The sequence below is a fragment of the Kitasatospora sp. NPDC048239 genome, from assembly GCF_043202015.1.
GTDB lineage: Bacteria > Actinomycetota > Actinomycetes > Streptomycetales > Streptomycetaceae > Kitasatospora.
This window is the reverse complement of sequence record NZ_JBICZP010000010.1, coordinates 13,609-40,043: the sequence shown is the minus strand read 5'-3', so window position 1 is coordinate 40,043 and position 26,435 is coordinate 13,609. Positions and strand designations below refer to the sequence as shown.

Sequence of the window (26,435 nt, the reverse complement as noted above, 5' to 3'; positions counted from 1 at the left end):
GAGGCGGTCCACCTCTCGTGTGGGACTGCTGGAACCACCGGGATCGCCGGGGGTGTCGGGGCTGCGGCCGGGGCGGCGGGCCGGGGCCTGCGGGGTGCCGGTCTCAGGACGCATGGGCGGCGGCTCCGGTGAGGATGTCCCGGGCCAGCCCCGCGTTGCGGCCGCTGTACTCGCGGTCGAGCATCTCGGCGTGGGTGCCGAAGCCCTGGAACACCGCCGTCCGGGTGGCCGAGCTGCCGTGCCAGGCGCCGTGCTCGCCGTCCGCGTAGAGCGCCACCTTCTCGTCGTCGGAGATCACGCTGACCGGGGCGGCGATCACTCCGAGGTTGGGCGTGCGACTGCAGAACTGCAGGTAGTCCCGGGCCTGTTCGCGGGTCTCCTGGGCCAGGACCGCCGAGCCGGTGTGGCGGTGCAGGTGCTCGGCGAGCTCGCGCTCGAAGGCCTCGACGTGCTCGTCGCCGAGGGTGAAGGACTCCAGGATGCGGTGCGAGTCCATGATCACCACATTGGGCACCGCCCGGCCGCGCCGCTCCAGCTCCTTGGCCACCTCGAAGGCGAGGTTCCCGCCGAGCGAGTAGCCGAGCAGGGCGCAGGGGCCCTCCGGCTGGAGGGTGTCGATCAGGTCGGCGTAGCGGGTGACCTTGTCGTCCCCCGTGACGTAGTTGAAGGCGACCATCCGGTACTCGGGCAGGTGGGCGGCGAACTGCCGGTAGACCAGGCCGTGGCCGCCCGCCGGCGGGAAGCAGAAGAGGGTCTGCTGCTGCTCCTGGTTGAACCAGAGGTACGGCTGGGCGCCCTCGATCCGGCCGGTGACGATGTGCTCCACCGTCCTGGCCATCCCGTGCAGGGTGGTGACCTTGAACAGCAGGCTGACCGGGATGCCGATGTTGAACTCGGTCTGGAGGCCGTGGATCAGCTCGATCAGCTTGATCGAGCTGCCGCCGACCTCGAAGAAGTCGTGCTGGAGGCCGACCTCCCCGATCCCGAGCAGGGCCTGCCAGTGCTCGGCCATCCGGACCTCGTAGAGGGTCACCGGCGGTTCGACGGCCTGCTCGCCGGCGTCCGCCCGGGGGGCTGGCAGCGCCGCGACGTCCACCTTGCCGTTGGCGGTGAGCGGCAGCGCGGCCAGTTCGGTGAAGTGGCCGGGGATCATGAAGGTGGGCAGGTAGCCGGCCAGGTGGCGGCGGAGCTCCCGGCGGTCCAGGGCGCGCCCGGGGGCGGGGACGCAGTAGGCGCAGAGCACGTTCTCGCCGCTCGCGCCGGGACGGACGGTGACCACCGCCTGGGCGAGGTCGGGCCACTCGGCGAGCTGGGTCTCGATCTCGCCGAGCTCGATCCGGTGGCCGCGCACCTTGATCTGGGAGTCGGCCCGGCCGAGCAGGTGCACCCCGCCCGAGGCGTCCCAGCGGGCGAGGTCCCCGGTGCGGTAGAGCCGCAGCGGCTCGGTGCCGTCGGGGCCGCCGAGCGGCCGGGTGACGAAGCGGCGGTCGGTCTGCTCCTCGTCACCGACGTAGCCCAGGGCCACGCCGGAGCCGCCGATGCACAGCTCGCCCGGGACCCCGGGCGGGACCGGCCGGCCGTGCTCGTCCAGGAGGAGGAGGGCGCTGTTCGGGAACGGCCGCCCGATCGGCACCATCCGGCTGGGCTCCAGGCCGTCGACCGGGCCCTCGAAGTAGGCGCTGTCGATGGTGGCCTCGGTCAGCCCGTAGGAGTTGACCAGCCTGGTCCGCGGGCCGCACAGGGCGCCCAGCCGCTGGTACTCCTCGACCTTCCAGACGTCGGAGCCGACCACCAGCAGCCGCATGAAGTCCAGCCGGGCGTCGGCCCGCTCGCAGTGGTTCATCAGGGTGCGGACCACGGCCGGGACGAACTCGGCGGCGTCCACCCGCTCGGCCCGCATCACCTCGTACAGCCGGGCGGTGTTGAACAGCAGCTCCCGGCCGACCAGCACCAGGGTGGCGCCGGAGCAGAGCGCCCGGACGACGTCCCCGGTGAAGACGTCGAAGGCGGGGCCGGCCATCTGGAGGTGGACCCGGGCGTCGGTGTCCAGCCGGTACTCGGTGCGCCAGGCCTGGTAGGCGGAGGCCAGGTTGCGGTGGCCGACCCGGACGGCCTTGGGGCGGCCGGTGGAGCCGGAGGTGTAGACGACGTAGGCGGTGGCGTCGGGGTCGACCGGCCCGTCGATCGCTTCGGCGGGCGCGGCAGGCTCGGCCGCCTCGGCCAGCTCCGCCGGGGTGACCACCCGGGCCGGCAGCCCGGACAGCCGCTCGTCCTCGGTGACCAGCAGCCGCGCACCGGCGTGCTCGACCATGTACGCCAGCCGGTCGGCCGGGTGGCCCGGGTCGAGCGGCAGGTAGGCGGCGCCGGTGCGCAGCACCGCCAGCAGGGCGACGATCAGCCCGGGGGACTTGTCGAGGCAGAGCGCCACCACCGAGCCGGGGCCGGCGCCGAGGGCTCGCAGCCGCTCGGCGGCCCGGCGGGAGCGCTCGGCCAGCTCGCCGTAGGTCAGCCGGACGGTCTCACCGGACTCGGCGGGGGCGGTGACCGCGAGCGCGGTCGGATCCGCCGCGGCCGCCCGCAGCACCAGCTCGTGGACCGGCTCCTCGTGGGCCACCGTTCGGTCGGCCCCGCTCCACCGGCCGAGCACCAGGGCGCGCTCCGCCGGGCCCAGCAACTCCAGCCCGGTGGCGGGCTGTTCTGCGCCGGCCGCGGTCAGCCCGGACAGCAGGTTGACGTAGTGGCCGGCCAGCCGCCGCATGGTCTCCGGCAGGAAGAGGTCGGTGTTGTACTTGAAGACGCAGTGGAACCGGCGCTCGGCCTCGTCCTCGTAGGCGGACAGCGTGAGATCGAACTGCCCCTCCTCCTCCGGGAGTTCGATGTACTCCAGGTGGTAGCCGTACTTCTCGGTGGCCACCTTGTGGTGGAGCAGGATGAACATCGCCTGGAAGACCGCCGAGCGGCTCGGGTCGTGCTGCAGCCCGAGCTTCTCCACCAGCAGGACGAACGGGTACTCCTGGTTGTCCAGCCCGCCCAGCACGGTGGTGCGCACCTGCGCCAGCAGCTCGGCCACGGTCGGCGCACCGGCCAGCGAGACGTGCAGCGGCAGCGGGTTGACGAAGTAGCCGTAGACGGAGGCGAACTCCTCGTCGGTGCGGCCCGTCACCGGGCTGCCGACGATGATGTCCTCCTGGCCCGAATAGGCGTGCAGCAGCAGGTAGTAGGCGCTGAGCAGCACCATGAAGACGGTGACGTTGTGCTCCCGGGCCAGCGCGTGCACCCGGGCGCTGAGCTCCTCGTCCAGGACGAAGAACTCGGAGGCGCCGTTGTGCGTCTGCACCGCCGGGCGCGGCTTGTCGGTGGGCAGGCTGAGGATCGGCACCTCGGCGGGCAGGTGCGAACGCCAGTAGTCGAGCATCTTCGGCGCCTCGCGTCCGGCCAGGAAGGCGTTCTGCCGGTTGAGGAAGTCGAGGTAGCGGGCGGTGACCGGGGGGAGCTGCGGGGCCCGGCCCTGGCGCAGGCCCTCGTAGACGGCGAGCAGCTCCTCGATGAAGGTGAAGGTGGAGATGGCGTCCGAGATGATGTGGTGGACGGCCTTCATGATCACCCAGCGCTCCGGCCCGCGCCGGAACAGCCGGAACCGCACCAGCGGGTCGTGCTCCAGGTCGTACGGCTTGCGGTACTCGCGGACGATCAGGTCGTGGACCTCGGCCCACTCCAGGCCCTGGACGTCGAACACCCGGAAGTCCGGCTCGGCCTCGGCGCGCACCCGCTGGACGGCCCGGCCGCCGTCGAGCAGGAAGTTGGCCCGCAGGCTGGGGTGGCGCTCGACCATCGCCCGGAAGGCGGCGGCCATCAGCTCGGGCTCCAGCTCCACCCGGACCTCGACCGCGCCGCCGATGTTGTAGGCGAAGCCGTCCGGGTTGAGCTGTTTGAGGAACCAGAGCGCCTTCTGGTTCTGGGTCAACGGGAAGCTCGTCGCGTCCTCGAAGAGCTCGACCTCGGCGCCGCCGGAGCCCGCGCCGTCGTCCTCGATCAGCTCGGCCACGCCCTCGTACAGCCGGGCGACCAGCTCGCCCACCGGCGCGTTGCCGAGCAGCGCCACCACCGGCAGGGCGACGCCGAGCTCGGTGTTGAGCCGGGCGCGCAGCTCCATCGCGAGCAGCGAGTCCAGGCCGAGGCCGCCCAGGCCGGTGCCGGGCCCGATCTGCTCGACGGGCACCCGCAGCACGGTGGCGGCGAGCGCGGCGAACCGCTCGGCGAGCAGCGCCCGGCGCTCCTCCTCGCCGGCCGCCCGCAGCGCCTCCAGCAGGCTGCTCTGCTCCTGGGCCGGGGCGGCGGACCGGGCGGCGGCGGCCAGCTCGGCGACCAGCGGTGGCGGCGCCGGGTACCAGGAGAGGAAGACCGGCCAGTCGACCACGGTGGCGACCAGCAGCTGGGCGCGGTCCTGGCCGAGCACCCGTTCCAGCACGGCCATGCCGGCCTCCGGCGCGAGCGAGCTCATGCCGCGGCTGTTGCGGTAGTGGTCGATCAGTCCGAGCTCCTCGATCATGCCGGTGGCCCAGGGCCCCCAGTCGAGCGAGAGCGCGGGCAGCCCGAGGGCCCGGCGGTGGTGCGCCAGCGCGTCCAGGAAGGCGTTCCCGGCCGCGTAGTTGGTCTGGCCGGCCGTCGTCAGCAGCGAGGCGATCGAGGCGAACAGCACGAAGTGGTCGAGCGGTTCGTCGGCCAGCTGCCGGTGCAGCGCGAACGCGCCGAGCACCTTGGGGCCGTGGACGGTGTCGAACACCTCACGGTCCAGCTCGGGGACGAGGGTGTCGCGGACCTGCCCGGCCAGGTGGAAGACGCCCCGGATCGGCGGCGAGTCGAGCGCGCGGTACTCGGCCAGCCAGTCGGCCAGCGCCCGCTCGTCGGTGATGTCCAGCGGCGCCGGGACGGGCTGCGCGCCGAGGGCCTCCAGCTCGCGCACGAAGGCGGCGCCACGTCCGGCCGGGCTCTGCGGGTCGAGACCGCGCCACTGCTCGCGCGGGGGCAGCGGGCTGCGGCCGACCAGGATCAGCCGGCGGGCGCCGCGCCGGACCAGCGTCCGGCAGAGCAGTCGGCCGAGCGCGCCGAAGGCGCCCGTCACCAGGTAGCTGCCGTCCGGGCGCAGCCGGGGCGGCAGCGGCCTGGTGAGGCCCTCGGCGGAGCGCAGCCGGGCGGTCAGCCGGCGGCCCGCGCGCAACGCGATCTCGTCCTCGTCGGCGAGCCCGAACTCGCGCAGCAGCGCGGCCGCCTCGGTGCCGGGCTCGGCGGCCGGGCCGAGGTCGACCAGCTTGCCGGGGTGGCCGGGCAGCTCCTGGTGGCGCAGCACCCGGCCGATGCCCCAGGCCGGGGCGCCGAGCGGTTCGACCGGCTCACCGGGGGCGGTGGCCTGGGCGGTGCGGGTGACGATGTGCAGCCTGGCCTCGGGCAGTTCACCGGGGAGCAGGGCGGCGAGCGCGATCAGGCTGTACGCGCCGACGGCGGTGCCGTCGGCCACGGCGGCGTGGTCGGCGGCCGCGAGGGCGGGCCGGTCGAGGTTCCAGAGGTGGACGACGGCCGCCGGGTCGGGGGCGCCGGCGGCGCGCAGTGCGGCCAGCACCCGGCCGAGGTCCTCGGCCGAGCCGGGCTCGACGGTGGACTCCCGCCCGTCGGCGGCCGGCCGGTAGCCGGTGCCCGGGCGGAGCAGGTGGCAGCTGCCGCCGCGTGCGGTGATCCGGGCGGCCAACTCCTCGGCCACTCCCCCGGCGTCGGCGAACAGCAGCCAGTGGTCGGGGTGTTCGGCGAGCAGGTCGGGGGTGTCGGGAGCGTCCGGGAGCTCCTGCCAGACGGGCTCGGCGAGCCAGCCGTCGATGGTGGCGAGGCCGACGGCGGTGGCGGCCCGCTCGACGTCGGTGGCGCGGAAGCCGCCGATCCCCCCGAGCGGGGCACCGCTCTCGTCGTACACGGCGATGTCGCCGAGCAGCTCGTCCCCGGCGTCGCGGGTGACGGTGGCGTGCACCCAGAGCGGGCGTTCGCCGACCGCGTCCAGGCGGACCTCCTCGATGGCCAGCGGCAGCTTGATGCCGGTGCCGGCCGGGCCGGTGGCGGTGAGCAGCTGGGGGGTCAGCAGGGTCTGGAAGCAGGCGTCCATCAGCACCGGGTGGACGTGGTGGCCGGCCGTCGTGCCGGCGATCGCCGCCGTGGGGCGGATCCGGGCCAGCGCCTCCCCGGGGCCGATCCAGACCTCCTCGATGCCCTGGAAGGCCGGGCCGTAGTGGTAGCCGAGGGCGGCCAGGGCGGTGTAGCAGTCGGGGCCGGACAGCCGGCGGGCGCTGCGCCCGCGGATCCGCTCGGCGTCCAGCCGGTGGCCGCCGCGGCGGCGCTGGGCCGGGCGGACGGTGCCCGCGGCGTGCACGGTGCGCTCCCGGCCGCCCTCGCCGAGGGTGCTGACGGTGAAGCCGCCGTCCTCGGCCGAGAGGGCGAGCTGGACGGCCCGGGCCTCCCCGTCGGGCAGGAACAGCGCCTTGCGCAGCTCGATCCCGGCCAGCGCGGCGTCGGTGCCGCCGGTCAGTGCGCGCACCGCCTGGACGGCCATCTCCAGATAGCCGGCCGCGGGGAAGAGCACGTCGCCCTGGATCCGGTGGTCCTCCAGGTAGGGCAGCGCCTCGGCGTCCAGCCGGGCCTCCCAGAGCGGCTCGGCGCTCGGCAGCCGGCGGCCGAGCAGCGGGTGGTCGAGCCGGCCGAGTCGGACCTGCTCGACCACACCGGGCTCGACCCAGTGCCGGTCGCGCTTGAACGGGTAGCGCGGCAGCGGCACCGGCCGTCCGGACGGCTGGAGGACGGACCAGTCGACGGCCGCGCCGAGGTTGTGCAGGGCGGCCAGCGAGGCGGTGAAGCAGGCCTGCTCGTCCTCCTGGCGGCGGATCGAGGGAAGGGTCCGCACCTCGGGGAGGTCGTCGCCGGGCCGGCCCTCCAGCGTCTCCTGGATCGCCCGGCCCAGCACGGGGTGCGGGCCGATCTCCAGGAAGAGCCGGCAGCCGTCGTCGGCGAGCCGCTCCACCGCCTGCCGGAAGCGCACGCTGTCGCGGACGTTGCGCCACCAGTAGGCGGCGTCCAGCTCGGTGCCGTGGGCGGTGCCCTCCTGGCCGGTGAGGTGGAGCGGCACCTGGGCGGGCCGGGGCTTGAGGTCGGCGAGCGAGTCGAGCAGCTCCTCCCTGATCAGCTCCATCCGGGCGCTGTGGTAGGGCACTTCGACGGTCAGCGGGCGGGCGAAGACCTGTTCGGCGGTCAGCTCGGCGGCCAGTTCGGCCAGGACGTCGGTGTCCCCTGCGAGGGTGAGCGAGGTCGGGCTGTTGATCGCGGCGACCGAGACGGCGTCGCCGTGCGGGCGCAGCCGGCGCAGCGCCTCGGCCTCGGACAGCGCCACGGCGAGCATGCCGCCGGTGCCGGCCAGCCGCTGCTGGAGGCGGCTGCGGTGCACCACGACCTTGACCGCGTCGGCCAGGTCGTAGACCCCGGCCTCGTGGAAGGCGGCGACCTCGCCGGTGCTGTGGCCGACGACGGCGTCGGGGCGCACGCCGCGGCTGCGCCAGAGGGCGGCCAGGCCGATCTGGACGGCGAAGTTGGCGGGCTGGGCGAGCCAGGTCTCGGCCATCCTGGAGGCGGACTCGTCGGCGGCCAGCTCCTCGGTGAGCGACCAGCCGGTGAGCTCGGCGATGTGCTCGGAGCAGCGTTCGACGGCCTCGCGGTAGACCGGCTCGGCGGCGAACAGCTGCCGGCCCATCCCCCACCACTGCGGGCCCATGCCGGTGAACACCCAGGCCAGCCGGCGGTGTCCGGCCGCGCGGCGCTGGTCGGTCAGCACCCGGGGGTGCGGCTCGCCGCGCAGGTAGGCGCCGAGTGCGTCGTCCAGCGCCTCCCGGGTGTCGTAGACCACCGAGAGCCGGGAGTCCAGGTGCTGGCGGCGGTGGGCGAGGGTGTGGCCGAGGTCGGCGAGGGCGACGGGGGCGCCGCCGCGGACGCCGGTCAGCTCGGCCTGGACGCCGGCGGCCAGCTCGGGCAGCGCGGCGGCGTCGCGCGCGGTGAGCGGCAGGACGGTGTACCGGGGCGGCGGTGCCTGCGCGGGCTCGGCGGCCGGCGCGGGGGCGGCCTCCAGCAGGACGTGGGCGTTGGTGCCGCCGAAGCCGAAGGAGTTGACGCCCGCCCGGGCGGGGCCGCGGTGGGCCGGCCAGGGGGTGGGCTCGGTGGGGATCTCGTACGGCAGGGTGGCCGGGTCGATCGCCGGGTTGAGCCGCTCCAGGTTGATGTGCGGCGGGATCAGGCGGTGCTCGATCGCCAGCGCGGACTTGATCAGCCCGGCCAGGCCGGAGGCCGACTCGGTGTGGCCGATGTTGGTCTTGACCGAGCCGACGTAGCACTGGTCGCCGGGGCGGCGGCCGACCCGCAGGGCGCGGGCCAGGGCGCCGGCCTCGATCGGGTCGCCCACCGGGGTGGAGGTGCCGTGCGCCTCGACGTACTGGAGGCTGCCGGGGGTGATGCCCGCCTCGGCGCAGACCCGCTCGATCAGGGTGACCTGGGCGTCCGGGTTGGGCACCGTGATGCCGTTGGTGCGGCCGTCCTGGTTGACGCCGCTGCCGATGATCACGGCGTGGATCGGGTCGCCGTCGCGCTGGGCGTCGGAGAGCCGCTTGAGCGCGACCACGGCGACGCCCTCGGCGCGGACGTAGCCGTCGGCCGAGGCGTCGAAGGTGCGGGAGCGGCCCTGCGGGGAGAGGAAGCCGCCCTTGCTCTCGGCGATGGTGTACTGCGGCGCGATGTGCAGCAGGGTGCCGCCGGCCAGCGCGAGGTCGGTCTCGCCGCGCTGCAGGCTCTGTACGGCGAGGTGGACGGCGACCAGGGAGGAGCTGCACGCGGTGTCGAGGGAGACGCTGGGGCCGCGGAAGTCGAAGCAGTGCGAGATCCGGTTCGACACCATCGTCATCATCGTGCCGGTGGCGGTGTGCGCGGCCAGGGTCTCGAAGGAGAGGTCGGAGAACTGGACGATCTTGTAGTCCAGGGTGAACGCGCCCACGTAGACGCCGACTTCGCGGCCGGCCAGCTCGCCCGGCTTCTGGCCGCCGTCCTCCAGGGCCTCCCAGGCGACCTCCAGGAGCTTGCGCTGCTGCGGGTCCATGTGGTCGGCCTCGCGGCCGCTGATGCCGAAGAACGCCGGGTCGAACTCGTCGAAGCCGTCGATGTAGCCGCCTCGGCCGCCCACCAGCCTGCCCGGCTTGGCCTTGTCCCGGCTGCCGAGGGTGGACACGTCGTAGCGGCTGCGCGGGGTCGGGGTGATGCAGTCCTTGCCCTCCACCAGGTTCTGCCAGAACGTCCGGTGGTCGTTGGCGCCGCCCGGCAGTCGGCAGCCGATGCCGATGATCGCGATCTTCTCCTGGGCGCCGGAGGGGCGGGCGGCGCCCGGTCGGACTGCGAGGTCCGGGCGGGGCGAGTCGGCAGAGCGGTCGGAGCGGTCGGAGCGGTGGGAGCGGTCGGGGGAATCAGAGGAGTCCGGGGGTACGGCGAAGCATGAATCCGTCATGGTCGAGTCCTTGTGTCACTGCGTTCGCCCGCGCGGCACGGGTGTGGGAGGCCGCGCGGGCATGGAAACGGCGGCCGCGGCCCCGCTCCGGGCACGCCGGAGCAGGGTCGGCCGGGGCGGGCCGGGAAGGAGGACGGGCCGGGAGGGGGGACGGGCCCGGGGGAACGGGCCGAAGGAGGGCGGGCCGAAGGGCGGACGGGTGGGGCGACGGGCGGGTGGACGGGGGCGTGGGAGCGGTCAGGCCGGGAAGCGGTCAGGCCGGGGAGTCCTCCGCCCGCACCGGGCGGCGCAGGGCCTGGAGATGACTGGCGATCACCTCGCCCGTACCGGGGAAGTCGGACGGGCGCCGCAGCCCCACCGCGGCCGGTCTGCGGCCCGGCTGCCAGGTGAAGCTGCCGAAGAGGTGGTCCCAGACCGAGAGGTCCGAGCCGTAGTGCCCGGCCTCGGCCAGGTCGACGCTGTGGTGCAGCCGGTGCTGCTCCGGGCCGGCCAGGACGTGGTTGAGCGGGCCGATCCGGACGTCGACGTTGGCGTGCACGAAGTACCCCTGGGCGACCACGAACAGGCCCACCACGAACACCGACTCCTGTGAGAAGCCCGCCAGTGCCAGGGAGAGCTGGACGGCGCCCTGGGTGACCAGCACGTCGAGGACGTGGTTGACGCCGTTGTTGGCGACGTTGACCTTCCGCGGGACGTGGTGCACCCCGTGCAGCCGCCAGAGCCACGGGTTGTGGTGGCTCCACCGGTGCACCAGGTAGTTGGCCAGCGAGCCGAGCAGCAGCGCCGCCGGGATCTCGGCCCAGAGCGGCAGCCCCGGATGCGGCGGCGCCACCCGGCCCACGACGACCGAGACCGGCAGCTGCGCGAGGCTCCCGCCGATCAGGGTGAGCACGAAGTACACGCCGTACCGGCCCAACTCACCAGGGGCCGGTCGCCATTGCACTTCGTAGGGGATCAACCATTCGAGCACCGCCAGATAACCGACCGTGCCGAACAGGAAGAGCAGGCTCACCCGGCCGAAGTCCCAGCGCCAGCGCAGGGCCGAGAGCGATATCGCCACGAGCGTGAACAGCAGTACCGGGTATGCGACATGACGGAGCACAGCTCGCAGCCGTACGCCCATGGCGGCCCCCTTCGCGATCCAACACCGAGCGATCACCGAACGCATTCGTTCTGATACTAACGGTGATCCGAAGGGGATGCGAGCGATTTCGGAGGGGAATCACAAGCGGCCAAAATTGTCCGACAATACGCAGACAAACAGTGCGTCATATGCTTTCAGTGTTACGTGAGTTCCGATATCCCATCGCATCATCAGCCCGATCCGCCGACGCTGCGGATCGCCGGCGGCAGGGCCCGGCGGCGGACCGGACGGCCCGTCACCACCGGCCTCCCGCAGGGTCGTTGGGGAACGAAAAAGACTCAGGCCCGATGGTCTCCCATCGGGCCTGAGTCGTGGATCCCCCGTTCCCGGAGGATCACCGGGGCGCCAGCCCGTCCAGTACCGCGTTCACCAGTTCCTCGGGGTCGAGGTCACTGAAGCTGGTGTCGGTCGGATCCGCTCCCGAGGACCGGAACGAGCGGATCAGGACCGGACCGAGCAGCAGGTCCATCGCGAGGTTCAGATTCGCCCCCGAGCGGATCACCCCCTCCGCGACCCCCTTCTGGAGGATCTGGAGGACGATGTCCCGACGCGGGCGGATCGCCTGGTCGACGTACTCCCGGTAGAGCTCCGGGTGGGTGTCGGCGACACCGAACAGCCGGGGCACCAGCTGGATGTACCGCGGATCGTCGTGCATCCGCTGCATCCCCCGGACGCATTCGATCAGCGCCTGCCGCAGGTCCTTCGCGGCCGGGGCCTCCGGCATCTCGCCCCGCAGGGAGCAGATCGCGGCCACCAGGAGCTCGTCCTTGGTCTTCCACCGCCGGTAGATGGTGGTCTTGGCGACGGAGGCCCGGGCCGCGACGGTCTCCACGGAGAGCCCGTCCGGGCCGACCTCGGCGAGGAGGGCGAGCGAGGCGTCGAGGATCGCCCGCTCCGCCTCCTCACTCCGAGGCCGTCCGGACCGGACCGGCGTTCTTTTGACCGGCGCACTTGTCTTTTGGATGGTGGGGCCTCCTACTCGGTGCGGGGGTTACGGCTGGGCATCGCCAGGACCACCGCCGCCGCGCCGAGGAGCGCGAACCCTCCAGCAGCGATCGACGTCACGTGCATCGCCGAGATGAAGGCGTCCTGTGCCTTCTCGAACAGCGAGTGCAGGTTGGCGAGCGCGGATTGTGGAACGCTACCCGACTGTACCTGGGCGACCAGCTTCTCGGCCTCGGTACCCGTACCAACGATCGACTCGGCGGCATTGTGCCGGGCGGCCTCCGGGAAGACCGTGTCCACCGTGCCGGAGATCTTGCCACGGTAGGCCGCGGCGAGCACCGATCCGAGCACCGCGATACCGAGCGCACCGGCCATCTGGCGGACGGTGTTGGTGACCGCCGAGCCGGCGCCCGCCTTGGTCACCGGCACCGCCGACATGGCGAGCGCGGTGGCCGGGGCGAACACGCCGCCCATGCCGAAGCCGAACAGGAGGCTGATCACCAGCAGGTACCAGACCGCGGTGTCCTTGTCGACGATCGCCCAGCCCAGCAGGGACAGGCCCATGATGGCGAGGCCGCCGGCGACCGGGCCGCGGTGGCCGAACTTGGCGGTCAGGCCGGAGCTCTTGGCCGCGCTGATCATCATGCCGACCGCGACGGGCAGGGCGAACAGGCCGGCCTTCAGCGCGTCGTAGCCGCGCGCCGCCTGCCAGTAGTAGGCCATGAAGACCAGGCCGCCCATCAGCGCGAACGAGGTCACCGAGAGGGCGAAGGTACCGCTGGAGAAGAGCCGGTTGCGGAACAGGTTGACGTCCAGCGTGGGCGAGGCGCTGCGCTTCTGCAGCCAGACGAAGAGCGCCAGGACGGCCACGCCGCCGACGGAGGGGAGCAGGACGGCCGCGGAGATCCAGTCGTTGGTCTCGCCGCCCTTGATGATCCCGTAGACCAGGCCGATGACGCCGACGGTGCTGAGCACCACGCCGAGCGGGTCGAGCCGGCTGGGCTTGGGGTCACGGGACTCGGGCACGACCATCATCACCGCGATGGAGCCGACGATCACGACCGGGATGTTGACCAGGAAGAGCGAGCCCCACCAGAAGTACTTGAGCAGCAGGCCACCGGTGATCGGACCGACCGCGATGGCGATGCCGGAGAAGGAGGACCAGAGGCCGATGGCCTTCCCGCGCTCGTTCGGCGGGAAGACGTTCTGGATGATCGAGAGGGTCTGCGGCTGGACCATCGCGGCGCCGAGGCCCATCCCGGCGCGGGCCAGGATCAGCGGGACCGGCTCGGTCACCAGCGCCGCGACCACCGAGGTGAGGCCGAACAGCACGAGGCCGATCACCAGGAGGAGCTTGCGGCCGACCCGGTCGCCCAGGACGCCGAAGGTGAACATCAGGCCGGCGAAGATCAGGATGTAGGAGTCGAGCACCCACTCCATCTCGCTCTGCGTGGCGTTCAGGTCGTGCTGGATCGTGCGGAGGCCGACGTTGAGGATCGTGTTGTCGATCAGGATCACCAGCAGGCTGCTGACGAGCACGCCGAGGATCAGCCAACGGCGCGGATGTCCTGCCTGGGGCTGGACTTGGGGAATCGTGGTCTGTGTCATGGCCCAGAACTCTAGGGGATTTCGATACGCAACGGGAGCGTATCGCTATGGTCAGGGAATGTGACCTTCGTCACAGAGTTTGGTACTGACCGCGGAGCGGAGCGACCGTCCGGGTCCAGGCAGCCGGACACCGCCCGCCACCGGTCCGAGGACCGGCAGACGGGCGGTGCGGAAGCGGTTGTCGGGGAGCCCCCGGCCGCGGTCTTCCGGCCGCGGGGAATCCACGGCCGGCTGCTCTTGAATTCACGCGATGTTCGCCATGGAGCGGTGGCCGGCGATGAATGCGTTGATCGCCGGGATGACCGACAGCGCGTGGTCGTTGAGGAAGAAGTGGCCACCCGCGAAGGTGCGCAGCGAAAAATCAGCCGTGGTGTGCTCGGCCCATGCCTCGGCCTCGGCGGTGGTGACATGCGGATCGGCATCGCCGGTCAGCACCAGAATCGGCCGGTCAATGGAATCCGCGCCGGGCCGGCAGCGGTACGTCTCGGCCGCCTTGTAGTCGCTGCGGACGTACGGGAGAATCATTTCCAGAATTTCCGGATCGCGCAGCATCCGGGGGTCGGTGCCGCTCAGCCGCTCCATGTCCCGGATCAGCGCGCGGTCGTCCAGCAGGTGGACGTACTCGTCGCGGGGGCGGGACGGCGCGCGCCGCCCGGAGGCGATCACGCCCTGCAGCTCGATCCCCTCGCGCTCCAGCCGGACGGCCACCTCGAAGGCCAGCGAGGCGCCGAGGCTGTGGCCGAACAGCGTGAGCGGCCGGTCCGACCAGGGACGCAGCTCCCGCACCACCAGGTCGGCGAGTTCGTGCAGGTCCTCGACGCAGGGTTCGGCGGCGCGGTCCTGGCGCCCGGGGTACTGGACGGCGAGCACGTCCACCGAGGTGTTCATCGCCCGGGCCACCGGCAGGAAGTACCCGGCCGAGCCGCCCGCGTGCGGGAGGCAGACCAGCTGCGCGGGTGCGGCCGGGGACGGCTGGAAACGCCGTATCCAGAGACTGCTCCGTTCCGGCGCTGCTGACTTGTACATTCGGATTCCCCATCCCCTCGCGCTTCCCGAGAAGCGGTCCGCCGCTCAGTTCCGCCTTGTGCGACGGGCCGCCGGTCTGCATAACATTCAAGCCGGGGCGATACTCGCGGGGCCAGACGTCAACCCCCCTCAAGCGCCCCCGGGCACCCCTATCGGGCAATAGGGGGTTCCCCCTGCCCGGAACTGCGGGTATGCCGCCGGGCGGCCCGTCCTGGGCGGGTAGGGGGACACCAGGGGTTGAGCCCGGAATGAGCGGGTGGATATGGTCGGCGCCATATAACCCGTGATTCGTCGCATTCTGCCGCGCGGTCCGTTCTTCAGTCGAGGAGATAGACGTTCGCATGACAACGAACGAGGAAAAACTCCGGGAATACCTCAGGCGGACCACCACGGCCCTGCATCAGGCGCAGCAGCGGCTGAACGACATCGCCGACCGCGAGCAGGAGCCGATCGCCATCGTCGCGATGGGCTGCCGCTACCCCGGCGGGGTCCGTTCGCCCGAGGACCTCTGGCGGATGGTGTCCGAAGGAGTGGACGCCATCGGCGAGTTCCCCGAGGACCGCGGCTGGGCCGAGGACCTCTTCGACCCGGACCCGCGGACCGCCGGAAAGACCTACTCCACGCGCGGTGGATTCCTGTACGACGCGGCGGAGTTCGACGCCGGGTTCTTCGGTCTGCCGCCGCGTGAGGCGGTCGCGATCGACCCGCAGCAGCGGCTGCTGCTGGAGACCTCCTGGGAGGCCCTCGAGCAGGCCGGGATCGTGCCGGACTCGCTCCGCGGCGAGCAGGTCGGCGTCTTCACCGGCGTGATGTACCAGGACTACGCCTGGCGCTGCCGGCCCACGCCGAAGGAGGTCGAGGGCCTGGTCGGCATCGGCAGCGCGGCCAGCGTGGCCAGCGGCCGGATCGCCTACACCTACGGCTTCGAGGGCCCGGCGATCACCGTCGACACCGCCTGCTCCTCCTCGCTGGTCACCCTCCACCTGGCCGTGCAGTCGCTGCGCCGCGGCGAGTGCACGCTGGCCCTGGCCGGCGGGGCGACCGTGATGGCCACCCCGGGCGTCTTCGTCGAGTTCAGCCGCCAGCGCGGCCTGGCCCCGGACGGCCGCTCCAAGGCCTTCGCGCAGGCCGCCGACGGTACGGGCTGGTCCGAGGGCGTCGGCCTGCTGGTGCTGGAGCGGCTCTCCGACGCCCGCGCCAACGGCCACCCGGTGCTGGCCCTGATCCGCGGCTCGGCCGTCAACCAGGACGGCGCCAGCAACGGCCTCACCGCCCCCAACGGCCCCGCCCAGGAGCGGGTCATCCGCCAGGCGCTCGCCCAGGCCGGGCTGGCCCCCTCGGACGTGGACGCGGTCGAGGCGCACGGCACCGGCACCGCCCTCGGCGACCCGATCGAGGCCCAGGCGCTGCTCGCCGTCTACGGCCAGAACCGCGAGGAGCCGCTCTGGCTCGGCTCGTTGAAGTCCAACCTGGGCCACACCCAGGCGGCCGCGGGCGTCGGCGGCGTCATCAAGACGGTGCTGGCGATGCGCCACGGCCTGCTGCCGCAGACCCTGCACGTCGACGAGCCGACCCGGCACGTGGACTGGTCCTCCGGCGCGGTCGAGCTGCTCACCGAGCGGCGCGCCTGGCCCGAGACCGGCCGCCCGCGCCGGGCCGGGGTGTCCTCCTTCGGCATCAGCGGGACCAACGCGCACCTGATCCTGGAGCAGGCCGAGGCCGTGGACGCGGGCGAATCCGCCCCCGGCGAGGGCCGGTTGACCCCGTGGGCGCTGTCCGCTCGCAGCCCCAGGGCGCTGCGCGGACAGGCCGAGCGGCTGCACGCCCTGCTCACCGGGCAGCCCGCCGCCGACCCCGGCGCCGTCGCCTCCGCACTGCTCACCACCCGCGCCGGCTTCGACCACCGGGCCGTCGTCCTCGCCGCCGGGCGGGACGAACTGCTCACCGGGCTGGCGGCGCTGGCCGCCGGCACCGCCAACCCCTCGGTGGTCCAGGGCCGTTCGCACGCCGGACCGCTCGCCGTGCTGTTCACCGGCCAGGGTGCCCAGCGCACCGGCATGGGCCGCGAGCTGTACGAGCGCTTCCCCGCCTTCGCCGAGGCCTTCGACGCCGCCTGCGCCGCCCTCGACCCGCACCTCGGGCGCTCCCTCAAGGAGCTGGTCTTCGACCCGGAGCACGCCGAGGAGCTGGACCGGACCGGGTACACCCAGCCCGCGCTGTTCGCCCACGAGGTGGCGCTGTACCGCCTGTTGGAGTCCTTCGGAGTCCGCCCCGACCACCTGATCGGCCACTCCGTCGGCGAGCTGGCCGCCGCGCACGTCGCCGGGGTGTTCGACCTCGCCGACGCGGCCCGGCTGGTCGCCGCCCGCGGCCGGCTGATGCAGAGCCTCCCGGCCGGCGGCGCCATGGCCGCCGTCCAGGCCACCGAGGCCGAGGTGCTGGCCGCCCTGGACGGGTACGGCGACCGGGTCTGCGTCGCCGCCGTCAACGGCCCCGCTGCCACCGTGATCTCGGGCGACGAGGACGCCGTCACCGCGGTCGCCGACGCGCTCGCCGCGGGCGGCCGCAAGACCAAGCGGCTGCGCGTCAGCCACGCCTTCCACTCCGCCCACATGGACCCGATCCTCGACGAGTTCGCGGCGGTCGCCCAGGAGTTGACCTACCGCGAGCCGCAGATCCCGGTCGTCTCCAACCTGCTCGGCGCCGTCGCCGGCCCCGGCACCCTCACCGACCCCAAGTACTGGGTGCGGCACATCCGCGAGGCGGTCCGCTTCGCCGACGGCGTCGCCGCCCTGCGCGAGGCCGGCGTCACCGGCTACCTGGAGGCCGGACCGGACGCCGTCCTCGCGGCGATGGCCCGCGAGAGCCTGACCGCCGCCGACGCCACCGTCCTGCCGGCGCTGCGCCGCGACCGCCCCGAGTCCACCGCGCTGCTCACCGCGCTGGCCGGGCTGCACACCGCCGGCCACCCGGTGGACCTCTCCCCCGCCGTGCCGACCCGCACCGGCCGGCCCGTCGACCTGCCGACCTACGCCTTCCAGCGCGAGCGCTACTGGTTGGACGCCGAGTCCGAGCCGCCCGGCGCGGCCGCCCCGGACTCCGCCGAGGGCCGCTTCTGGCAGGCCGTCGGCGAGGGCGACTCCGCCGCCCTGCTCGGCCTGCTGGACGGCGCCGAGGAGCACCAGGAGGCCGTGGACCGGCTGCTCCCGCTGCTCACCGACTGGTGGCAGCGCCGGCAGCCGCAGGCGCCCGCCGGCGAGGCCGGGGCCGAGCCCGAGGCGCTCACCCTGCTCGACCGGCTGCGCGCCCTGGACGAGCCGGCGCGGTTCGACGAGCTCTGCCTGTTCGTGCGGCACGAGTGCGCGATCGCCCTCGGCCACGCCTCCGGTGAGGCGATCGACCCCGACGGCGACTTCCTCGACCTCGGGTTCACCTCGCTCTCCGCCGTCGACTTCGGCAACCGGCTGCGCGAGGAGACCGGTCTGGAGCTGTCGCTCAGCGCCGTCTACGAGTACCCGACGCCACTGGCTCTGGCCGAGTTCCTCTCCGCCGAGCTGATCGCCACCTTCCCTGAACTGCTCTCCTGAAGCTGGATTGGGTGTATGTCCAAGCAACTCGCACACACTGTGAACGAGCCGGTGGCGGTCATCGGCCTCTCCTGCCGGCTGCCGCAGGCACCGGATCCCGCCTCCTTCTGGCAGCTGCTGCGCTCCGGCCGGGACGCCGTCACCGACGCCCCGGCCGGCCGCTGGTCGGATGACGAGGGCCTGCGGACCTCCTACGGACGCGGCGGCTTCCTGGACTCGGTCGACGGGTTCGACGCCGGGTTCTTCGGCATCTCGCCGCGCGAGGCGACGGCGATGGACCCGCACCAGCGGCTCGTCCTGGAGCTCGGCTGGCAGGCCCTGGAGGACGCGGGCATCGCCCCGGACCGCCTGGCCGGCAGCCGCTCCGGCGTCTTCGTCGGCGTCATCACCGACGACTACGCGAGCCTGACCGGTCAGCTCGGGGCGGCCGCCGTCACCCCGCACACCATGACCGGCCTGCACCGCAGCATCATCGCCAACCGGCTGTCCTACGTGCTCGGCCTGCGCGGCCCCAGCCTCACCGTGGACACCGGCCAGTCCTCCTCGCTGGTCTCCGTCCACCTGGCCTGCGAGAGCCTGCGCTCCGGCGAGTCCACCGTGGCCCTGGCCGGCGGCGTCAACCTCAACCTGATCCCGGAGACCACCGAGCGGATCGGCACCTTCGGCGCCCTCTCCCCGGACGGCCGCTGCTACACCTTCGACGCCCGCGCCAACGGCTACGTCCGCGGCGAGGGCGGCGCGGTCGTCGTCCTCAAGCTGCTCTCCCGGGCGATCGCGGACGGCGACCCGATCCGCTGCGTGCTGCTCGGCAGCGCGGTCAACAACGACGGCGGCGGCGCCACCCTCACCGCGCCCCACCAGCAGGCCCAGGAGCAGGTCGTCCGGCTCGCCCACGAGCACGCCGGGATCGCGGCCGGCGACGTCCAGTACGTGGAGCTGCACGGCACCGGCACCCCGGTCGGCGACCCGATCGAGGCGGCCGCGCTCGGTCGCACCGTCGGCGCCGCCGAGGGCCGCGAACTGCCGCTCGTGGTCGGCTCGGTGAAGACCAACGTCGGCCACCTGGAGGGCGCGGCGGGCATCACCGGACTGCTCAAGGTGCTGCTGAGCGTCCAGCACCGGGAGCTGCCGGGCACCCTCAACCACGAGACGCCCAACCCGGACATCCCGCTGGACGAGCTCAACCTGGAGGTCCGCACCGCCCTCGGCCCCTGGCCGCAGGCCGACCGGCCGCTGCTGGCCGGCGTCTCCGCGTTCGGCATGGGCGGCACCAACTGCCATGTGGTGGTGGGCGAGTGGGACGGCGCCGCGGCGCCCGCCGAGGCCGCCGAGCCGACCGGCCCGGCCCTGCTCACCGAGACCTCCGGCGCCCCCGTGCCGTGGGTGCTGTCCGGCAGCGGCCGCGCCGGGCTGCGCGCCCAGGCGCAGCAGCTGGCGGCCTTCACCGCCGAACACCCCGAGGCCGACCGGGCCGACCTCGGCCGCTCGCTGGCGCTCACCCGCGCCGCCCTCGACCAGCGGGCCGTGGTCCTCGCCGCCGACCGCGCCGACGGCCTCGCCGGGCTGACCGCCCTGGCCGACCGGCTGCCGGGCGCCAACGTCGTCACCGGCCAGGCCGACATCCCCGGCAGGGTCGCCTTCGTCTTCCCCGGCCAGGGCGCGCAGTGGCAGGGCATGGCCGCCGCGCTGCTGGAGACCTCCCCCGCCTTCGCCGAGCGGCTCGCCGAGTGCGACGCCGCGCTGCGCGCGCACGTCGAGTGGTCCGTGACCGACGTGGTCCGCGGCGGCGAGGACGCCGAGTCGCTGGAGGACGTGGTCGTCGTCCAGTGCGCGCTGTGGGCCGTGATGGTCTCGCTCGCCGCGATGTGGCGGGCGGCGGGCGTGGAGCCGGCCGCCGTGGTCGGCCACAGCCAGGGCGAGATCGCGGCCGCGACCGTGGCCGGTGCGCTCACCGTCCAGGACGGCGCCCGGGTCGTCGCGCTGCGCGCCCGCGCCATCAAGGAGCGGCTCTCCGGCCTCGGCGGCATGGTCTCGCTGGCGCTGCCCGCCGAGCAGGCCGTCGAGCGGCTCGCCCGCTGGGGCGAGCGGATCTCGCTCGCCTCCGTCAACGGCACCTCCTCCAGCGTGGTCTCCGGCGAGCCCGAGGCCCTGGACGAGCTGATCGCCTCCTGCGAGGCGGACGGCGTCCGGGCCCGCAGGGTCGCCGTCGACTACGCCTCGCACGGCGCCCAGGTCGAGATCATCCGCGAGCAGGTCATCGAGGCGCTGACCGGCATCGAGCCGCGTGGCGCCGAGATCCCGTTCTACTCCTCCGTCACCGGCGGGCTGATCGACACCGCCGGCCTGGACGCCGAGTACTGGTACACCAACCTGCGCCAGACCGTCCGCTTCGCCGACACCGTCCGGGCCCTGGTCGCCGACGGCTTCGGCTTCTTCATCGAGTCCAGCGCCCACCCGGTGCTGACCGTCGCCGTGCAGGAGAGCCTGGAGGCCTCCGGCGCCACCGCCGTCGCGCTGGGCACCCTGCGCCGCGGCGAGGGCGGGCCGGACCGCTTCCTCGCCTCGCTGGCCGAGGGCTTCGTGCGCGGCCTGCCGGTGGACTGGGAGGCGGTGTTCGCCCCGCTCGGCGGAGCGCGCGTCGCGCTGCCCGGGTACGCCTTCCAGCGCCAGCGCTACTGGCTGGACACCACCGGCCTGGCCACCCGCCCGGCCCTGCGCGCGGCCGCCGCCGCGGACACCGGTGAGGAGCCGGCCGCCGCCTCGGCGCTGCGCCAGGAGCTGGAGCCGCTGGGCGCCGCCGAGCGCGAGGCGGCCTGCCTGCGCCTGGTGCTCGCGCACACCGCCGCCGCGCTCGGCCACCCGTCTCCGGACGCCGTCGAGGCCGACCGGACCTTCAAGGACCTGGGCGTCGACTCGCACCTGTCGGTGCAGATCCGCAACGCGCTCGGCGCCGAGTGCGAACTCCCGCTGCCCACCACCGTCCTGTTCGAGCACCCGACGCCGACGGCCCTGGCGCACCACCTGCACGCGGCCGTGTTCGGCACCGAGGACGGCGCCGCCCGCTTCGACGGCCCGGTGGCCGCCCCGGACGACGACCCGATCGCGATCGTCGGCATGGCCTGCCGCTTCCCCGGCGGGGTCTCCTCCCCCGCCGAGTTGTGGCGGCTGATCGCCGAGGGCCGGGACGGGATCTCCGGGTTCCCGGAGGACCGCGGCTGGGACCTCGAGGGCCTCTACCACCCCGACCCGGAGCACTCCGGCACCAGCTACGTCACCAAGGGCGGCTTCCTGCACGACGCCGGCCGGTTCGACGCGGGCTTCTTCGGCATCTCGCCGCGCGAGGCCACCGCGACCGACCCGCAGCAGCGCCTGCTGCTGGAGACCTCCTGGGAGGCCTTCGAGCAGGCCGGGATCGACCCGGCGGCGCTGCGCGGCTCGCGCACCGGCGTCTTCGCCGGCGTCATGGCGCCGGACTACGGCCCGCGTCTGCACGAGGCGCCCGAGGGCGCCGAGGGCTACCTGCTGACCGGGATGGCCGGCAGCGTGGTCTCGGGCCGGATCGCGTACTCCTTCGGCTTCGAGGGCCCGGCGGTCACCATCGACACCGCCTGCTCCTCCTCGCTGGTCGCGATGCACCTGGCCGGCCAGGCCCTGCGGCTCGGCGAGTGCGACCTCGCGCTGGCCGGCGGTGTGACCGTGATGGCCACCCCGGGCATGTTCCTGGAGTTCAGCCGGCAGCGCGGTCTGGCCGCCGACGGGCTCTGCAAGTCCTTCTCCTCCTCGGCGGACGGCACCTCCTGGGGCGAGGGCGTCGGCGTGCTGGTGCTGGAGCGGCTGTCCAAGGCGAAGGCCAACGGCCACCGGGTGCTGGCCGTGCTGCGCGGCTCCGCCGTCAACCAGGACGGCGCCAGCAACGGCCTGACCGCCCCCAACGGCCTCTCCCAGGAGCGGGTGATCCGCCAGGCCCTCGCCCAGGCCGGACTGTCCGCCGCCGAGGTGGACGCCGTCGAGGCGCACGGCACCGGCACCTCGCTCGGCGACCCGATCGAGGCCCGCGCGATCCTGGCGACCTACGGTCAGGACCGCGAGGAGCCGCTCTGGCTGGGCTCGTTGAAGTCCAACATCGGCCACGCCCAGGCGGCGGCCGGTGTCGGCGGCGTCATCAAGATGGTCATGGCGATGCGCCACGGCGTGCTGCCGAAGACCCTGAACGTGGCCGAGCCGACCCCGCACGTGGACTGGACGGCGGGCGCCGTCGAGCTGCTCACCGAGGAGCGGGAGTGGCCGCAGGACGGCCGTCCGCGCCGGGCCGGCATCTCCTCCTTCGGGATCAGCGGCACCAACGCGCACGTCATCATCGAGCAGGCCGAGCCGGCCGAGGAGACGGCCCCCGTCGAGGCGGCCGGTCCGCTGCCGTGGGTGGTCTCCGCCCGCACCGCGGACGGGCTGCGCGCCCAGGCCGCCCGGCTCGCCGGGTTCACTGCCGAGCACCCCGAGACCTCGCCCGCCGCGATCGCCGCGGCGCTGGTGGACTCCCGGGCGCGGTTCGACCAGCGCGCGGTGGTGGTCGGCGCCGGCCGTGACGAACTCCTCGCCGGGCTGGCCGCTTTGGCCGCGGACGGCGCGGCGTCGGGGCTGGTCCAGGGCACCGCGGCGAGCGCGCCGAAGGTGGCCGCGCTGTTCACCGGTCAGGGCGCCCAGCGCACCGGTATGGGCCGGGAGTTGTACGAGCGCTTCCCGGTCTTCGCGGAGGCCTTCGACGCCGCGTGTGCCGAACTGGACCAGCACCTCGGGCGCTCGCTGCGCGATCTGTGCTTCGAGTCCGAGGAGTTGGACCAGACCGGCTACACCCAGCCCGCCCTGTTCGCCTTCGAGGTCGCCGCCTACCGTCTCCTGGAGGCCTTCGGCGTCCGCCCCGAGATCCTGGTCGGCCACTCCATCGGAGAGATCGCCGCCGCCCACGTCGCCGGGGTCTTCAACCTCGCCGACGCCGCCAAGCTCGTCGCCGCCCGCGGCCGCCTGATGCAGGCCCTGCCCACCGGCGGCGCCATGATCGCCGTCCAGGCCGGCGAGGCCGACGTGCTGCCGCTGCTGCTCGGCTACGAGGACACGGCGTCGATCGCCGCCCTCAACGGGCCCAACGCCACCGTGATCTCGGGTGACGACGAGGCCGTCACGGCGATCGCCGAGCAGCTCGCCGCCGAGGGCCGCAAGACCCAGCGGCTGCGGGTCAGCCACGCCTTCCACTCCCCACTGATGGACCCGATGCTCGCCGACTTCCGCAAGGTCGCCGAGCAGATCGCCTTCAGCGAGCCGACGATCCCGGTGGTCTCCAACGTCACCGGCACCCTGGCCGAGGCCGGACAGCTGACCGACCCCGAGTACTGGGTGCAGCACGTGCGGGAGGCCGTCCGGTTCACCGACGGCCTCACCGCCGCCGTCACCGCGGGCGCCCGGGTGCTGGTCGAGACCGGCCCGGACGGCGTGCTCGCCGCGATGTCCCGGCAGATCCTGGCCGACGAGCAGCCCGAGGTCACCGCCGTCCCGCTGGCCCGCAAGGGCCGTACCGAGACCCAGACCGCCACCGAGGCCCTGGCCACCCTCTGGACCCGCGGCGTCAGGGTCGACTGGGCGCCGGTCCTCCCCGCCGGGACGGGCCCGGTGGAGCTGCCGACCTACGCCTTCGACCGCCAGCAGTACTGGCTGACCGCCCCCGCGGCCACCACGGCCGACGTCGGCACGGCCGGACTGGCCGCCGTCGAGCACCCGCTGCTCGGCGCCGTCACCGAACTCGCCGGCACCGAGCAGTTCGTCCTCTCCGGCCGGCTCTCGCTCGCCACCCACGCCTGGCTCGCCGACCACCAGGTCCACGGCAACGTCATCGTGCCCGGCACCGCCTTCGTCGAGATGGCGCTGCAGGCCGCCCACCGGGCCGGCTGCACCCGGGTCGAGGAACTCACCCTGCAGGCACCGCTGGTGCTCACCGAGCAGGGCGCCCGGCAGATCCAGCTGGTCGTGGCGGAGCCGGGCGAGGACGGCCTGCGGGACGTCAAGGTGTACTCGCGGGCCGAGGACGCCGCACTCGGCGCCTGGACCCTGCACGCCGCGGGCCGCCTGTCCGACACCGGCGCCACCCCCGCGCCGGACGACCGGGCCTGGCCGCCGGCCGGCGCCCGGCCGGCCGCGCTGGACGAGGCCTACCCGCTGCTCGCCGACCGGGGCTACGGCTACGGCCCGGTGTTCCAGGGCCTGCGGGCCGCCTGGCGCGCGGGCGACACCGTGTACGCCGAGATCGAGCTGCCCGAGCAGGCGCACTCCGATGCCGCGCGCTTCGGCCTGCACCCGGCGCTGTTCGACGCCGCGCTGCACATGGTCCTGCAGCCGGACCAGGCCGACAGCGCGGACCAGCCGGCCCTGCTGCCGTTCTCCTGGTCCGGGATAGCGCTGCACGCCGCGGCCGCCACCGCCGTCCGGGTGCGGATCACCGCCAGGAGCGCCCAGGAGGTCGCCCTGCACCTCACGGACGCCTCGGGCGCACCGGTCCTCTCGGTGGACTCGCTCGACCTGCGGCCCGTCTCGGTGGAGCAGCTGACCGCCGCCGTGACCGGCGCCTCGGCGGGCTCGCTGCTCGCCCTGGACTGGACCGAGGTGCCCGTCCCGGCCGCCGACGACCGGCTGCGGCTCGCCGCCCTGGGCGCGGACGGCCTGCCGCCCGCGTTCGACGCCCACGCCGACCTCGCCGCGCTGCGCTCGGCCGCCGCCGTCCCGGACGTGGTGTTCACCCTGGTCCAGGCCGCTCCCGGCGCCGACACCGCCGAGAGCGCCCGGCTGACCGCGCACCGCACCCTGGAGCTGGTCCAGCAGTGGCTGGCCGAGGAGAAGTGGGCGAACGGCCGCCTGGTGCTCGTCACCCGGGGCGCCGTCGCCACCGACAGCCCGGACCTGGCGCTCGCCCCGGTCTGGGGGCTGGTCCGCGCCGCGCAGGCCGAGCACCCGGGCCGCCTCGTCCTGGCCGACCTGGACGACACCCCCGAGAGCCTGCGGGCCCTCCCCGCGGCCGTCGCCGCCGACGAGCCGGAGCTCGCCGTCCGCGCGGGCCGGCTGCTCGCACCGCGGCTGGCGCCGGCCACCGCCACCGGCGGCCCGGCACCGCTCTGGGACCCGACCGGCACGGTGCTGGTCACCGGCGGCACCGGCGGCCTCGGCGCACTCGTCGCCCGCCGGCTGGTGACCGTGCACGGCGTCCGGCACCTGCTGCTGGTCAGCCGCCGGGGCGCCGAGGCGCAGGGGGCCGAGAAGCTGGCCGCCGAGCTGGCCGAGCTCGGCGCCGACGCCGTCCTCGCCGCCTGCGACGTCGCCGACCGCGGGGCGCTGGCCGCCCTGCTGGCCACCGTCCCCGCCGAGCACCCGCTCACCGCCGTCGTCCACCTGGCCGGTGTGCTGGAGGACGGGCCGGTCACCGCGATGACCACCGACCGGCTCGACCGGGTCTTCCGGCCGAAGGTCGACGCCGCCTGGCACCTGCACGAGCTCACCCGCGAGCTGCCGCTCACCGCGTTCGTCACCTACTCCTCGATCGCCGGCACCATGGGCACCGCGGGCCAGGCCAACTACGCGGCGGCCAACGTCTTCCTGGACGCGCTGGCGGAGCACCGCCGGGCCGAGGGCCGGCCGGCCGTCTCGCTGGCCTGGGGCCTGTGGGAGCTGGACCACGGCATGGGCGGCACGCTCGGCCAGGCCGACCTGGCCCGGTTCCGCCGGATCGGCATCGCCCCGCTGACCGAGAACGACGGGATGCCGCTGTTCGACCTGGCGCTCGGCCTCGACCGCGCCGTGGTGGTGCCCGCCCGGCTCGACCTGACCGCACTGCAGCGGCAGGACGAGGTGCCCGCGCTGTTCCGCCGCATGGTGCGGACCCGCCCGCGGCAGGTGGCGCAGAGCGCGGCCCCCGCACAGCCCGCGCTGTCCTCCTTCGCGATCAAGCTCAGCGTGCTCCCGGTCGAGGAGCAGGAGAGCCGGCTGCTGGAGATCATCCGGGAGACCATCGCGGTGGTGCTCGACTACCCGTCCGCCGACGACGTCGACACCGACTACACCTTCAAGGAGCTCGGCTTCGACTCGCTGAGCGGCGTGGAGTTCCGCAACCAGCTCAACAAGGCCGTCGGCGTGCAGGTCCCGACCACCGTGGTGTTCGACTACCCGACGCCCGGTGCGCTCTCCGGCCACGTGCGCAACCTGCTCCTCCCCGAGGACGAGGAGGCGGCGGAGCCCGAGCAGACCGACGAGGACGTGCGCCGGATGCTGGCCGCCATCCCCGTCCAGGAGCTCCGCGACTCCGGCCTGCTGGAGGGCCTGCTGCGGCTCGCCGACGGCGGGGCGGCCGCGGAGGCCGAGGACGCCCCCTCGGACCAGGACATCGACAGCATGCAGGTCGACGACCTCATCCAGCTGGCGCTGCAGGCGGACGGGCAGTGACCCGGACGGGCAGGACACCGGCCCGCGGGGTGCCGACAGGCCCCGCACCGGTGCGTACGGCGGGGACCCGCGCGGCAGT

Annotated in this window: 6 protein-coding genes and 1 pseudogene; 2 read left to right on the top strand and 5 right to left on the bottom strand. The window is 74.0% G+C overall.

The annotated features are described in order from the left end of the window. Positions 1-103 precede the first annotated feature (103 nt). From ACGFZP_RS25250 to ACGFZP_RS25230, 5 genes are all read right to left on the bottom strand, one after another. Positions 104-9,571, bottom strand: a complete 9,468-nt coding sequence (locus ACGFZP_RS25250) for an amino acid adenylation domain-containing protein (protein ID WP_392937038.1) — start codon at positions 9,569-9,571, stop codon at positions 104-106. A 253-nt stretch (positions 9,572-9,824) separates the two neighbouring features. Beyond that, entirely contained in the window at positions 9,825-10,694 is an 870-nt protein-coding gene (locus ACGFZP_RS25245; protein WP_392937035.1) for a sterol desaturase family protein, read from the bottom strand. 355 nt (positions 10,695-11,049) lie between these two features. After that, a complete protein-coding gene (locus ACGFZP_RS25240; RefSeq protein WP_392937613.1) occupies positions 11,050-11,601 on the bottom strand; it encodes a TetR/AcrR family transcriptional regulator in 552 nt (183 codons plus the stop codon). Between the two features lie 89 nt (positions 11,602-11,690). Beyond that, positions 11,691-13,268: a DHA2 family efflux MFS transporter permease subunit gene (locus tag ACGFZP_RS25235; RefSeq protein ID WP_392937033.1), complete on the bottom strand. Its 1,578-nt coding sequence runs from the start codon at positions 13,266-13,268 to the stop codon at positions 11,691-11,693. A 243-nt stretch (positions 13,269-13,511) separates the two neighbouring features. After that, positions 13,512-14,294, bottom strand: coding sequence for a thioesterase II family protein (locus ACGFZP_RS25230; protein WP_392937031.1), 783 nt, complete (start codon positions 14,292-14,294; stop codon positions 13,512-13,514). Positions 14,295-14,674: 380 nt separating this feature from the next. Here ACGFZP_RS25230 and ACGFZP_RS25225 point away from each other — a divergent pair. Then, a pseudogene (locus ACGFZP_RS25225) lies at positions 14,675-17,881 on the top strand (type I polyketide synthase); the annotation flags it as partial. Positions 17,882-17,896: 15 nt separating this feature from the next. Next, positions 17,897-26,356, top strand: a complete 8,460-nt coding sequence (locus ACGFZP_RS25220) for a type I polyketide synthase (protein ID WP_392937029.1) — start codon at positions 17,897-17,899, stop codon at positions 26,354-26,356. Positions 26,357-26,435: the final 79 nt, after the last annotated feature.

Coding starts and splice junctions, on each gene's coding strand:
- ACGFZP_RS25230 (WP_392937031.1), bottom strand. CDS start 14,294: ATGTACAAGTCAGCAGCGCCGGAACGGAGCAGTCTCTGGATACGGCGT.
- ACGFZP_RS25220 (WP_392937029.1), top strand. CDS start 17,897: ATGTCCAAGCAACTCGCACACACTGTGAACGAGCCGGTGGCGGTCATC.
- ACGFZP_RS25235 (WP_392937033.1), bottom strand. CDS start 13,268: ATGACACAGACCACGATTCCCCAAGTCCAGCCCCAGGCAGGACATCCG.
- ACGFZP_RS25245 (WP_392937035.1), bottom strand. CDS start 10,694: ATGGGCGTACGGCTGCGAGCTGTGCTCCGTCATGTCGCATACCCGGTA.
- ACGFZP_RS25250 (WP_392937038.1), bottom strand. CDS start 9,571: ATGACGGATTCATGCTTCGCCGTACCCCCGGACTCCTCTGATTCCCCC.